The organism is Candidatus Cryptobacteroides sp. (genome assembly GCF_056207615.1).
Map to the genome: position 1 here is coordinate 1 of NZ_JBAEER010000097.1, position 12,681 is coordinate 12,681.

Below are 12,681 nucleotides of genomic sequence, written 5' to 3' on the forward strand. Positions count from 1 at the left end.
GGATCCACCTCTTCCCATTCCGAACAGAGAAGTTAAGCTCGCTTACGCCGATGGTACTGCTACACCAAGTGGGAGAGTAGGTAGCTGCCGCGCTTCCTAAGAGACTCAGGTCACACGACCTGGGTCTCTTTTTTTGTATATATTCGGTCCGCGATGGCCGCCGTCCAGACAGAATCGCAGTAAAATAATAAGGCCGACCCGATAAGGGTCGGCCTTCTATGTTGGATAGCGGATCAGATTAGCCGAGAATTGCAGCTACGCCTGGGAGCACCTTACCCTCGATAGCCTCGAGAAGAGCACCACCACCAGTTGAGATGTAGCTTACCTTGTCGGTAAGACCGAACTTGGTGCAGCAAGCAACTGAGTCACCACCACCGATGAGTGAGAAAGCACCCTCAGCAGTTGCCTCAGCGATTGCGTTACCGATAGCGCGTGAACCTGCGCAGAAGTCGTCGCACTCGAATACGCCTGCAGGACCGTTCCAGAGGATAGTCTTGCAGCCCTTGATTGCAGCAGCGAAATTAGCCTGTGCCTCAGGACCTGCATCGAGACCTTCCATGTCAGCAGGGATAGCGTTAGCAGCGTAAACCTCAGTCTTGGCACCCTCCTTTACGGTCATGGTACCGAAGTCGAGACCGTTGCAGCAAACTGCGTCTGGAGCCATGATGAGCTCAACGCCGTTCTTCTTTGCGAGCTCCTCAACACCGAGAGCAACATCGAGCTTGTCCATCTCAACGATAGAGGTACCGATCTCACCACCGTGTGCCTTTGAGAAAGTATAAGTCATACCACCGCAGAGGATGAGCTTGTCAACCTTACCGAGGAGGTTCTCGATGATACCGATCTTAGATGATACCTTTGAACCACCCATGATAGCGATGAATGGGCGCTTGATGTCGCCGAGGACAGCGTTAACTGCGTTAACCTCCTTCTCCATGAGAAGACCGAGCATCTTGTTCTCCTCGGTGAAGTAGTCAGCGATGACCGCGGTAGAAGCGTGCTTGCGGTGTGCAGTACCGAATGCGTCCATCACGTAGCAGTCAGCATAAGAAGCGAGCTTCTTTGCGAACTCCTTCTGGCTTGCCTTCATGGCCTTCTTTGCCTCGTCGTATGCAGGATCCTCTTTGTCGATGCCTACTGGCTTGCCTTCCTCTTCTGGATAGTAACGGAGGTTCTCGAGGAGGAGTACCTCACCTGGCTTGAGGGCAGCTGCTGCCTCTGAAGCGTCAGCGCAATCAGGAGCGAACTTTACAGGTGTGCCGAGAGCTGCGCTTACAGCGTCAACGATCTGGCTGAGTGAGAGCTCTGGTTTCTTCTTGCCCTTTGGCTTGCCCATGTGGCTCATGATGATGAGTGCGCCACCCTTCTCGAGGATGAGCTTAAGGGTAGGGAGAGCACCCCTGATACGGGTGTCATCAGTGATCTTGCCGTCCTGGAGAGGAACGTTGAAGTCAACCCTGACAATAGCTTTCTTGCCAGAGAAGTCGTAATTGTTAATGTTCTGTGCCATAATAAATATAAGATTTGATTTATTTGTTCAGTGATTTTGCGTAGTGGGTCGGCTCTGCCTTGGCCTTGGTAGGATGGATTGCCCTTGCAGGCTTTCCCTTGAGCAGGCTCCATATAAGGATGAGGATACCTGCGATGATGAACGGAACGCTGAGGAGCTGGCCCATGTTGAAGATCATGTCCTCCTCGAAGCCCACCTGAGGCTCCTTGATGAACTCGATGAGGAATCTCATTCCGAAGAGGCAGATGAGGAAGATGCCGAATATTTCACCTCTCTTGAGCTTGTCGAGCCTTTTCTCATAAGCGAGGATGAGGCCGATACCGAGAATCGTATAGCTGAGCGCCTCGTAGAGCTGGGTCGGATGCTTGGGGAGCGTCTCGCCCCTGAGCTCGAAGATCATGCCCCATGGGAGGCTGGTGACATCACCATATATCTCTGAGTTGAAGAGGTTGCCCAGACGGATCAGTGCGCCAGCGAAGCAGACGGTTATGACCAGACGGTCCATGATCCAGAGATAGTCGAAATCATATTTCCTGCCGTAATGTCTGGAGAACCACCACATCGCAAGCAGCAAGGCAATTGCTCCGCCGTGGCTGGCAAGTCCGCCTTTCCATGGCATGAATATCTCGCAGAAACCGTCCCAACTGGTCAGATAGTAGTCCGGCTGGTAGAACAGGCAGTGACCTAGACGCGCGCCAATGATGGTGGCGAGTAGAAGGGTGTAGAGCAACGGGTCGAGAAGAGTCTCCGGGATGCCCTCCTTGTTGAAGAATCTCTTGAAGATGAACCAACCGATGATGAATCCGCTGACGAAGAGCAGAGAATACCATCTCAATGCGAAACTTCCAATGCTGAAAATTTCAGGGCTGACGTGCCAGTTTATCGATAGAAGGTCAATCATTGATCAATCCGTTGTTATGGAAACACAAATATAGAAAATTTTTACAAACTCTGTATGTCCCTACGGGACAACAGAGAAATCTTCATCTCCCTCCTGTAGCTTGCGGGGGACTTTCCGGAGTGTTTCTTGAAGAACTTTCCGAATGCAGACTGGTCCGTGAAGGACATCCTGTCTGCGATCTGCTTTATCGTGTAGGTCGGGTCGTTGACGTACTTCATGCACCAGTCGTAGCGGAAGGAATCGATGACTGCTCCTATCGTGCGCCCGGTCTCCTTGAGCACAATTTCGGAAAGGTATGGCTTCGACAGGAAGAGCTCCGACGCGTAGAATGCGACGGAAGTCTCTTCTTCTATGTGGTCATGAAGGCTTTCCATGAAGCTCATGAATATCTCCTGAGGGCGGCTGAGGTGCTGTATTTGGCTCCTGGTCGTCTGCATGCCGCGCCATACTATGTCTGCGAGGTCTATGAGAAATATATAAAGGTTGGCGTAGTTGAGCTCCTGGGCTAGGCTATGTTCCTTGTTGCTCAGCGTTCCGAGCATGGCCCTGCAGTCCTTGGAGAGTATCCTAATCGTGTGGGTCTCGAGCTCGACAGAGTGGTTGGTTGCGCGGAAAAGTTCCCTTGACGGAACTGGGAACGGGCTTCGATTCCTGATGATGTCAAGCAGGATGCTGTTCTCTATTGCCACGAGGTATCCGTGGAAGTTCTTCCTGAATTCGAGCCCTGTGCACTTGCTGTTCATCGAGAGGTTGACTATGCCGCGTCTGATGGTCGTGGCCCCCTCCGAACCGGTTTCCACGACTTCTCCTCTGTTGCAGAGGATGATATAGAACCACTTGCTGCTTCTGTCTGACGGCAGTGACACGATGTCATTGCCTCCGATTTCGCAGCATCCGAGGTAATCGTCTATATGGCTTTCTGCAATGATGGATTCCCGGTGGATTATCTTGTCGTAGTACATCTTTTGCCCAATTTTTAAACAAATTTAAAATAATCCCAACAAAATACCAAGCTACCCTAATATTTTACCAAACAAATATAAAAATATGGTTTGATATTTGCGTGGGAAAAAGTGAAAAAGCTATTTAAGTAATGAAAAAGTCATTAATCGGATTTGCGATCATTGCCGCTACCCTGCTTATGCAGCCTGATGCGGCAGCTCAGTATCGCAAGGGACAGGTGCCTCAGGAGAAGACGGAGGCACAGCAGATAATGGAGGAGGCAGAGGCTGCTGAAAGCCCGGTTGCCATCACTCTCGAGCAGGCTCTCAAGATCGCCCTCAGCGAGAACGTCGCTGTAAAGATCGCAGACAAGGAAATCCAGAGGAGCGAGTATGCCAAGAAGGGCACTTACTCATCTCTCTATCCTCAGTTGTCAGGAACAGGTTCATACCAGAGGACACTCATCAAGAACGATATCCGTGCCATGATGGGTGACGGCGGTTTCTCAGACATGATGAAGGATACCAAGATCGGTAACTCCAACACCTTCAACGTGGGAGCTGCCCTCAGCATGCCAATCATCAACCCTCAGCTCTGGAAGAGTCTCAAGATTTCGGACATCAGCGTCGAGACCGCGGTCGAGAAGGCAAGGTCATCGAAGCTCGACATGGTCAACCAGGTGAAGCAGGCATACTTCGCGACACTCCTCGCAAAGGAGGCTCTCGACGTATACCAGACCGTATATGACAATGCTGTCGCAAACTTTGACAAGATCGAACTCAAATACAAGGCGCAGAAGGCTTCGGAGCTCGAGTACCTCCGTGCTAAGACCAATGTTTCGAACGCGATCCCGAACCTCTACGACGCGGAGAACTCCGTGTTCCTTGCGTTGTGGCAGCTCAAGGCCGTGATGGGAGTGGACCTCGACATGAACATTGACACCGTCGGTGAGCTCAACGACTACGCTGAGACCCTCTTCTACGACCTCACCCAGACGGATTCTCTCGACCTTTCGGGCAACTCGGCAATGCGTCAGCTCGACCTTCAGGCCGACATGCTCCAGCAGACCTGGAAACTTCAGAAGCTCGCATTCGTGCCAACCGTATCGCTCATGGCCAACATCACCTATTCATCGGTGGCCAATGACCCGATCAAGAAGCTCAGCTGGTTCCCATACTCTTACGCAGGCCTTACGCTCAGCATCCCTATCTTCTCCGGATTCAAACGCATGAACGATGTGCGTCAGGCGAAGAACCAGTATGAGCAGATCCAGCTTACCCGTCAGGACACAGAGCGCCAGCTCCGCATCGCCGCGCAGAACTATGTGAACACTATGTCTTCATGCATGAAGAGCTACTACTCATCCCTCGATGCAGTGCAGTCGGCAGAGAAGAGCTTCGAAATCATGAACAGGTCATACGAACTCGGCAGGGCGACCCTCACTGACCTCAACGACGCGACCCTCGTGCTCGTGCAGTCCCGTCTCGGTCAGTCACAGGTTGTCTACAACTTCATCGTGGCAAAGGCTAATCTCGAGAAGATGATCAGCAGCGATTTCCTCTACGAAGAATAAGTCCAAACAGAAAAATGAGAAAAAACTATATGAAAAACACAGCAAGAATTTTCAGTGTATTCGCAATGGTTGCCCTGGCGGCTTCATGTGCGAACAACAATTCGACAGAGGCTGCAGAGGAAGAAGCAGAGGCAGCCGCACCTAAGGTGACCATCGCTCAGGTAGGCAGGCAGATCGTTCCTCAGAAGAACGTATACACTTCTACCGTACAGGCTAACGTAGTGAACAACATCGCACCACAGTCAGTGGTACGTATCAAGCAGATAAATGTGGAGATCGGCGATTTCGTGTCTAAGGGACAGATCCTTGCGAGGATGGACGTCGCCAACCTCGAGCAGGTGAGGATGCAGCTCGCGAACGACAGCACCGAGTTCGTCCGCATCAAGGGCCTCTACGAGGTCGGTGGCGTATCGAAGTCTGACCTCGACCAGATCTCTCTCGCATACAACGTGCGCAAGACCTCATACGAGAACCTTCTCGAGAATACCGTGCTCCGTTCGCCAATCACCGGCGTAGTGACCGCGCGCAACTACGACAAGGGCGACATGTACTCAATGAGCCAGCCAATCTTCACCGTGCAGGAAATCACTCCTGTGAAGCTCCTCGTCGGCGTTTCCGAGTCTGACTACACCAAGGTCAAGAAGGGCGACAAGGTCAGCATCGAGGTCGATGCCCTTCCTGGTGAGAATTTCGAGGGTACCGTCGAGAGACTTTATCCTACCATCGATCCTGTTTCGCATACCTTCAGCGTGGAGGTCAAGGTGCTCAACCGTGACAGGAAGCTCCGTCCAGGCATGTATGCAAGGGTTTCTGTCGGCTTCGGCGAGAACAACAGCGTTGTCGTCCCAGACAGGGCACTCGTTCGTCTCCAGGGCTCGGGCGACAAGTTCGTCTATGTCTACAACCCTTCAGACAAGACCGTATCCTTCGTCAAGGTTGAAGTAGGTGTGAGATTCGACACTTCTGCCGAGATCCTCAGCGGAATCGAGGATGGCGCCTATGTGGTTACCGAAGGCCAGATCCGTATCAAGGACGGAATCGAGGTCGAGGCTTCCGAGAAGTAGCATCAAACAAAAAGAAAACCAACTATGAGTATATATAGAAAAGCGGTGAACAATCCGGTGACGACCATGCTCGTGTTCGTTACCTTCGCCATCCTTGGTGTGTTCTCGCTGCTGAACCTTTCCATCAACCTCCTGCCTGAGTTCGAGTCGAACTACATCATGGTGATGTCTTCGTACCAGGGCGCGAGTGCTGAGGATGTCGAGACCAACCTCGCGAAGGTCCTCGAGAACACCCTCAACGGTGTCAGCAACCTCAAGAACATCACCTCTACCTCACGAGAGAACACCTGTGTCATCAGCCTCGAGTTCGAGTATGGTACCGATATCGATGTCGCTACCAACGATGTGCGAGACAAGCTTGACATGGTGAATTCATACCTTCCAGACGGTGTTACCATCCCTACCATCTTCAAGTTCAGTGCGGATGATATGCCTATCCTCATCCTCAGCGCGACAGCGGACCAGTCCATCAACGCGCTCGACAAGCTGCTCGACGACAGGCTCGCCACTCCGCTTGCCCGCGTTTCCGGAGTGGGTACCGTGTCTGTGACCGGTGCTCCTCAGCGTGAGATCCAGATCTATTGCGATCCGACCAAGCTCGAGGCTTATGGCCTCACCGTGGCCGGCATCTCGCAGACCCTCGCTCAGGAGAACAGGAACATACCGAGCGGTAGCATCGATGTCGGTTCCAACACCTACACCGTCCGCGTAGAGAAGGAGTTCCATGCTGCAGACGAAATGCTCGACGTGGTTGTCGGCAATTCCAACGGAAAGGTCGTGTACCTCAGGGATGTCGCAACCGTGAGCGATACCGTCGAGGAGAAGTTCCAGGAGTCATACACCAATGGAGAGCAGGGAGCCAGGATCATCATCCAGAAGCAGTCCGGTGCAAATACCGTGAATGTCATCAAGAAGATCATGGCCCAGCTTCCTGAGCTCGAGAAGGACCTTCCTTCAGACGTCCACCTTACCGTGGTCATGGATGGTTCCGAGAACATCATCAACACCATCGACTCCCTCAAGGAGACCATTCTCATCACCTTCATAGTCGTGATGCTCGTCGTGTTCGTCTTCCTCGGAAGATGGCGCGCGACCTTCATCATCGTCCTCTCCATTCCTATCGCGCTGCTCGCATCAATCATCTACCTCTTGATGACTGGCAATACGCTGAACATTGTCTCAATGTCCGCGCTCTCCATTGCGATCGGTATGGTCGTCGATGACGCGATCGTGGTGCTTGAGAACATCACAACCCATATCGAACGCGGCGAGAAGCCTAAGGAGGCTGCCGTGCATGCGACAAGCGAGGTGGGTATCTCCGTCATCGCATCTACCCTCACCATGCTCTGCGTGTTCCTTCCTCTCACCATGGTGTCCGGTATGGCAGGTATCCTCTTCAAGCAGCTCGGCTGGATCGTCAGCATCATCATGATCGTGTCTACCACTGCGGCTCTTACCCTCGTGCCTATGATGTGCTCGAAGATGATGAAGAAGGACATCCATCACGGAAAGTTCTACAACGTCGTGTTCGGTCCTATCAACAGATTCCTCGACGGTCTTTCGAACGCATACTCAAAGTCCATCAGATGGTCTACTGAGCACCGCAAGACCGTGCTCGGAATCGCGCTCGGTATCTTCGTGGGTTCGGTTGTCGTATTCGGTCCTCAGCTCGAGACCGAGTTCATGCCTAAGCAGGACCAGGGACGTATCTCTATCACTATCCAGCTTCCTGTAGGTACCGAGCAGTCGGTTACCAGGGAGTTTGCCCTCGGCCTTTCTGAGAGGCTCATTTCTGAGTATCCTGAGATCAAGCTCCTCAACACTTCATTCGGACAGGCAGACTCAAGGAACGCGTTCGCATCGATGAGGAACAACGGTAGCCACATCATATCCTATGATATTAACCTCGGTAGCATGGAGCTCCGTAAGCGTTCCTGCGGTGAGATTGCAGACCTTATGCGTAAGGAACTCGGAGAGTATTCCGAGATCAAGAAATATCAGGTCAGCGAAGGTGGCGGCGGAATGGGCGGCCAGTCTAGCATCCGCGTCGAGATCTACGGATATGACCTCGGTACCACTGATGCAGTCATGGCTGAACTTGCAGAGAAGCTTCGCGTGCAGAAATGCTTCTCCGAGGCAACCGTCAGCCGTGATGAGTACACTCCTGAGTATCAGGTCGATTTCGACCGTACCAAGCTTGCGCTCAACGGCCTCAACAGTACTACCGCAGCTTCATACGTGAGCTCATGTATCAGCGGTTCGACCATGTCATATTTCCGTGAGGACGGTGACGAGTACAACATCCGTGTAAGATATGCGAAGGAGTTCCGTCAGAGCATCTCCGACATCGAGAACATCACCATCTACAACAACCGCGGACAGGGTGTGAAGGTGAAGGACCTCGGACGTGTCATCGAGTCCCAGACTCCTCCTGATATCGTCCGCAAGAATCGTGAGCGTATGGTCAGCGTGACCTGCGTGCTCGCAGACGGATACGCCCTCAGCAAGGGTGTCGAGGCTGCTCAGTCCATCATCGATTCGACAGAGATCCCGGGAGAGCTCGACATCAAGATCTCCGGTGACTTCGAGAACATGCAGGAGACCTTCTCGGATCTCATCATGCTCCTCATCCTCATCGTGATCCTCGTGTACATCGTGCTCGCGTCCCAGTTCGAGTCGTTCCTCAGTCCGTTCGTGATCATGTTCTCAGTTCCGTTCGCATTCACCGGAGTGCTCCTCGGATTCTGGGCTACGAAGACTGCGCTCGGCGTGATGGCCTTCATCGGTGTCCTCATCCTCATGGGTATCGTGGTAAAGAACGGTATCGTGCTCATCGACTACACCGTGCTCCAGAGGGAGAGAGGCAAGAACATCAACGACGCGGTAGTGATCGCTTCCGGCAGCCGTCTCCGTCCTATCCTCATGACCACTCTCACCACAGTGCTCGGTATGCTCCCTATGGCTTTGGGCAAGGGAGAGGGTTCAGAGATGTGGAGAGGACTCGGTATCACCGTCGTATGGGGTCTTTCAATTTCGTCACTCATCACCCTCTTCGTGATCCCTACTGCATACAGCCTCTTCGCAGAGTGGCAGGAAAACTCAAAGGCTCGCAAGGCCGCCCGCAAGGCTGCCAGTGACCAGAAATTTAGCAAGTAAAGTCATGAAAGCAATATTCTTATCATACAACCAGGCATACTACAAGGAGCTCGTGGAGCTTCTTGAGGAGAACGGCACGAGGGGCTATACCCTCTGGGATGAAGTCCAGGGCAGGGGAAGCTTCGACGGTGAGCCTCACGAGGGCTCGCACGCGTGGCCGACCATGAACAACGCCATCCTCACCTTCGTTGAGGATAGCCGTTGCAAGGAGATTCTCGAAGCCATCAGGAAGAGGGATGAGCTCACTCCTGAACTTGGTCTTCGCGCTTTCTCCTGGTCTATAGACCAGTAAGAAGAGACGAAATAACATATTCCGCGGACTGGCATCTCCTTCACGGTGGTGCCAGTCCGTAATTTTTTTTATATTTGCAGATTAGACAAAAAGTGCTTTTATGGAAAAGATAGTAACAGACAGCAATTTCCTCGAGACCATCAAGTCTTCGAAGGTGGTTATGGTGGATTTCTGGGCAACCTGGTGCAATCCATGCCGCATGCTCGCACCGGTGGTCGAGGAGATCGCAGACGAATACAAGGATAGGATAGTCGTGGGCAAGTGCGATATCGATGAGAACGAGGAGCTTCCCGCTCAGCTCGGTATCATGAGCATCCCGACACTCATCTTCTTCAAGGACGGCGAGATCGCAAAGACCTCCGTCGGATACAAGGAGAAGGCGGAACTCAAGGAAATCATCGACAGCCTCCTGTAAGATGAAGAGACTTGCCGTAATCCTCGCCGCTCTCGTCCTTACGGTAGCGGCATCTGCCCAGAGCCATTTCGGCGTGCTGGGTGGCCTCAGCTTCTCCAATGCCCCCAAGGTAGCGGAGCTGGATCTGAGGACGGCGACCCTCTACCATGCCGGTCTTTCCTACCAGTACAAGTTCACTCAGGGCTTCTCGGTGCAGCCGTCTGTGCTCCTGATGATGAAGGGTGCCAACAACCAGGATAAGACCGCAGCGCTGAGAGAGGGCTCGATAGAGATACCCGTGGCCTTCCAGTGGGGCCCGGACCTCCTCCTCTTCAGACCTTTCGTCGAGGTGGTTCCGTACATAGGATTCAACATTCCGAAGCTCGGCACTCCGATCGTGGATCCTGCCAACGTGAATGGTGGAGTGGGAGTCGGCGGCGGAATCGAGATATGGAAGCTCCAGATTTCCGCAAGATACAACTGGAACCTTAACCCTCACAGAAAGGTGGCAGCCGGCGAAGAGCCTGCCTGGGCCTACAGGTGCACGACCCTTTCACTCGCATTCCTTTTCTAGCATGGAGAAGAAGATCGTAGTCTACTGCTCGACCATTTCGTGGCTATGGAGATGCTCGACAAGGAATCCGGGAAGCTCATTCATTTCCCAAAGACGGTCGAGGAACTGACCGCCATGATGTTCAGATAGACAAATGGATCTCAAGACACTCAAGGATTTTCTCGGGTCGGACTGGAAACAGACCCAGGACTGCATCAGCAGGATGCTCAACAGTGACATTTCGCTGCTGAACACCACCAATGCGGCCATACTCGAGGCGTCCGGAAAGCAGATGAGGCCAATGCTCTCCCTTCTCATCGGACGTGCGTGCATGGCCGGCAAGGAGGGTTTCGAAGGGACGCTCTCGCACGACAGCTGGCATTTTGCCGCGGCCTGCGAGCTCCTGCATAACGCCACGCTGCTCCATGATGACGTCGCAGACCAGAGCGACGAGAGGCGCGGCCGACCTACTCTCTACTCGCAGATGGGTGCTTCCGTGTCCGTGCTGGTAGGAGACTATTGGCTCGTGAAGGCTGTGGATTGCATACTCAGCGCGGAGCATGACAATTCCGAGGTCATCAGAATCTTCGCCAAGACCCTGAGCAACCTTGCGGAAGGCGAGATGTTCCAGCTGCAGAAGGCATGGTCAGGAGATACCTCGGAGGAGGATTATCTCCGTATCATATACAACAAGACGGCGACCCTCTTCGAGGTCACTGCGCGCTGTGCGGTGATTGCCGTGGGAGGAGATCGCGAACTTCAGGAAAAGATGGCGGACTTCTCGAAGGCCATAGGACTGGCTTTCCAGATAAGGGACGACATCTTTGACTATTCCGAAGGAATTAACATAGGCAAGCCTACGGGCGCCGATATACTCGAGAAGAAGGTCACCCTTCCTTTGCTCGGTGCATTTGCCAAGGCCGGCGCCAGGGATGAAGCCAGGATCAGGAAAATGATTTCCAACGTGGATATCCATCCGGAGAACCGCGACGAGATCGTGCGCTTCGTCAGGGAGAACGGAGGTATCGAGTACGCGAGGAAGAGGATGTCGGATATCTTGGACGGAGCGCTCAAGGACCTTGAGGTGCTCGCACCGTCGAAGGAGAAGGAATACCTTGTGGCGCTTGCCAAATATGTAGGTGACAGAACGATATGAGGTTTAAGGATATAAGGGGCAACGAAGACGTGAAGAGGGCTCTGGTGAACATGGCGGACACCGGAAGGGTGGCCCATGCCATGCTCTTCTTCGAGAACGAGGGCTGCGGAGCCTTTCCTCTCATCATTGCCTATATCCAGTATCTCAACTGCCCTCACAGGCATGACGGCGATTCCTGCGGAGAGTGCCCTACCTGCAACAAGATCTCGAAGCTCATCCATCCGGACATGCACTTCGTATATCCGACCAACACCGGTTCGAAGAGCGGTTCCCTTGCGACCAAGGACGTGACCTCGGAAACCTACATGAAGTACTTCAGGGAACTCGCTACGGCGAATCCGTACTTCATGGAGAGTGACCTCTCGGAGGCTCTCGGAATCGAATCCAAGGTGGGTGCGATATCGGTGGGCGAGGCCAAGAACATAACGGACACGCTTTCACTTTCGTCGGTCGAGGATGGTTACAAGACTGTGGTCTTCCTCCAGCCGGAGAAGATGAATGCAGCTGCCGCGAACAAGCTCCTCAAGATAGTCGAGGAACCGCCGGAGAAGACGGTGTTCCTTTTCGTGACGCACAGTCCGGAGAAGGTTATGCAGACCATATTCTCCCGCTGTCAGAGCTCCAGGGTGCTTCCTCTTTCCAAGGAGGACGTAGCTGCGGTGCTCGTTGATACCTTCGAGGTTGATCCGGAGGAGGCAGCAAGCGAGGCTGGCGTATCCGGGGGAAGCGTCGGTGCGGCGCTTCGTACGATAAAGGCGGGCGAGGACAGGCAGCGTTATCTGGACATCTTCGCCGACATGATGGAAGGCGCGCTCGGAAAGAACCTCAATGCGGTTCTCGATGCGGCCGAGAACATTGCGTCCCTGGAATCCAGGGAAAAACAGAAGGCCTTCTGCACTTTCGCGGGCGAATGTGTCAGAAAGGTGTACATGATACAGAACAAGCTCCCTCAGATCGCTTATGTATCCGAGCAGGAGCGTGATTATATAACCACCCTGGCCTCACGCCTCCCGGAGAAGTTCTGCGGCAGGATGATGGACTACCTCGACAAGACAGTGTCCCTGCTCGAGAGGAACGTCAATCAGAAGATACTCTTCTGCGACCTGGCCAACAGGGTGTTTTTCAGCGTTCAATAACAGA

At 53.2% G+C, this 12,681-nt stretch carries 11 protein-coding genes and 1 rRNA gene; 9 read left to right on the plus strand and 3 right to left on the minus strand.

Going from position 1 to position 12,681, the window contains the following annotated elements; translation table 11 throughout:
• Window positions 1-93 (plus strand): 5S ribosomal RNA (gene rrf, locus AC06ND_RS05845); the annotation flags it as partial.
• 145 nt (window positions 94-238) lie between these two features.
• On the opposite strand, the gene AC06ND_RS05850 is transcribed toward rrf, so the two are convergent.
• Genes AC06ND_RS05850 through AC06ND_RS05860 form a run of 3 tightly spaced genes read right to left on the minus strand, consistent with a single transcriptional unit; the run spans window position 239 to window position 3,373 of the window.
• Entirely contained in the window at window positions 239-1,510 is a 1,272-nt protein-coding gene (locus AC06ND_RS05850; protein WP_475678059.1) for a phosphoglycerate kinase, read from the minus strand.
• A 19-nt stretch (window positions 1,511-1,529) separates the two neighbouring features.
• Window positions 1,530-2,411, minus strand: coding sequence for a prolipoprotein diacylglyceryl transferase (lgt, locus tag AC06ND_RS05855; RefSeq protein ID WP_475678060.1), 882 nt, complete (start codon window positions 2,409-2,411; stop codon window positions 1,530-1,532).
• Window positions 2,412-2,452: 41 nt separating this feature from the next.
• Entirely contained in the window at window positions 2,453-3,373 is a 921-nt protein-coding gene (locus AC06ND_RS05860; RefSeq protein WP_475678061.1) for a helix-turn-helix domain-containing protein, read from the minus strand.
• A 131-nt stretch (window positions 3,374-3,504) separates the two neighbouring features.
• Between AC06ND_RS05860 and AC06ND_RS05865 the strand changes: the two genes are divergently transcribed.
• The 8 genes from AC06ND_RS05865 to AC06ND_RS05900 all read left to right on the plus strand — a co-directional run bounded on the left by AC06ND_RS05865 (window position 3,505) and on the right by AC06ND_RS05900 (window position 12,677).
• Window positions 3,505-4,926: a TolC family protein gene (locus AC06ND_RS05865; RefSeq protein ID WP_475678062.1), complete on the plus strand. Its 1,422-nt coding sequence runs from the start codon at window positions 3,505-3,507 to the stop codon at window positions 4,924-4,926.
• 29 nt (window positions 4,927-4,955) lie between these two features.
• Complete coding sequence (locus AC06ND_RS05870) at window positions 4,956-5,990, plus strand: efflux RND transporter periplasmic adaptor subunit (RefSeq protein WP_475678063.1); 1,035 nt, start codon at window positions 4,956-4,958, stop codon at window positions 5,988-5,990.
• A gap of 24 nt (window positions 5,991-6,014) precedes the next feature.
• A complete protein-coding gene (locus AC06ND_RS05875) occupies window positions 6,015-9,146 on the plus strand; it encodes an efflux RND transporter permease subunit (protein WP_475678064.1) in 3,132 nt (1,043 codons plus the stop codon).
• Window positions 9,147-9,150: 4 nt separating this feature from the next.
• A complete protein-coding gene (locus AC06ND_RS05880; RefSeq protein WP_475678065.1) occupies window positions 9,151-9,438 on the plus strand; it encodes a PG0541 family transporter-associated protein in 288 nt (95 codons plus the stop codon).
• Window positions 9,439-9,538: 100 nt separating this feature from the next.
• On the plus strand, window positions 9,539-9,853 hold the full coding sequence (trxA, locus tag AC06ND_RS05885) for a thioredoxin (protein WP_475678066.1): 315 nt from the start codon (window positions 9,539-9,541) through the stop codon (window positions 9,851-9,853).
• 1 nt (window position 9,854) lies between these two features.
• Window positions 9,855-10,406, plus strand: a complete 552-nt coding sequence (locus AC06ND_RS05890; protein WP_475678067.1) for an outer membrane beta-barrel protein — start codon at window positions 9,855-9,857, stop codon at window positions 10,404-10,406.
• Window positions 10,407-10,539: 133 nt separating this feature from the next.
• Complete coding sequence (locus AC06ND_RS05895) at window positions 10,540-11,541, plus strand: polyprenyl synthetase family protein (protein ID WP_475678068.1); 1,002 nt, start codon at window positions 10,540-10,542, stop codon at window positions 11,539-11,541.
• Complete coding sequence (locus AC06ND_RS05900; RefSeq protein WP_475678069.1) at window positions 11,538-12,677, plus strand: DNA polymerase III subunit; 1,140 nt, start codon at window positions 11,538-11,540, stop codon at window positions 12,675-12,677. Before AC06ND_RS05895 ends, AC06ND_RS05900 begins: the two co-directional genes overlap by 4 nt.
• Window positions 12,678-12,681 lie beyond the last annotated feature (4 nt).

Excerpts from the sequence above, each read along its gene's own strand:
- trxA (WP_475678066.1), top strand. The coding sequence starts at position 9,539 with ATGGAAAAGATAGTAACAGACAGCAATTTCCTCGAGACCATCAAGTCT.
- AC06ND_RS05850 (WP_475678059.1), bottom strand. The coding sequence starts at position 1,510 with ATGGCACAGAACATTAACAATTACGACTTCTCTGGCAAGAAAGCTATT.
- lgt (WP_475678060.1), bottom strand. The coding sequence starts at position 2,411 with ATGATTGACCTTCTATCGATAAACTGGCACGTCAGCCCTGAAATTTTC.
- AC06ND_RS05860 (WP_475678061.1), bottom strand. The coding sequence starts at position 3,373 with ATGTACTACGACAAGATAATCCACCGGGAATCCATCATTGCAGAAAGC.
- AC06ND_RS05865 (WP_475678062.1), top strand. The coding sequence starts at position 3,505 with ATGAAAAAGTCATTAATCGGATTTGCGATCATTGCCGCTACCCTGCTT.
- AC06ND_RS05895 (WP_475678068.1), top strand. The coding sequence starts at position 10,540 with ATGGATCTCAAGACACTCAAGGATTTTCTCGGGTCGGACTGGAAACAG.
- AC06ND_RS05900 (WP_475678069.1), top strand. The coding sequence starts at position 11,538 with ATGAGGTTTAAGGATATAAGGGGCAACGAAGACGTGAAGAGGGCTCTG.
- AC06ND_RS05880 (WP_475678065.1), top strand. The coding sequence starts at position 9,151 with ATGAAAGCAATATTCTTATCATACAACCAGGCATACTACAAGGAGCTC.
- AC06ND_RS05890 (WP_475678067.1), top strand. The coding sequence starts at position 9,855 with ATGAAGAGACTTGCCGTAATCCTCGCCGCTCTCGTCCTTACGGTAGCG.
- AC06ND_RS05875 (WP_475678064.1), top strand. The coding sequence starts at position 6,015 with ATGAGTATATATAGAAAAGCGGTGAACAATCCGGTGACGACCATGCTC.
- AC06ND_RS05870 (WP_475678063.1), top strand. The coding sequence starts at position 4,956 with ATGAAAAACACAGCAAGAATTTTCAGTGTATTCGCAATGGTTGCCCTG.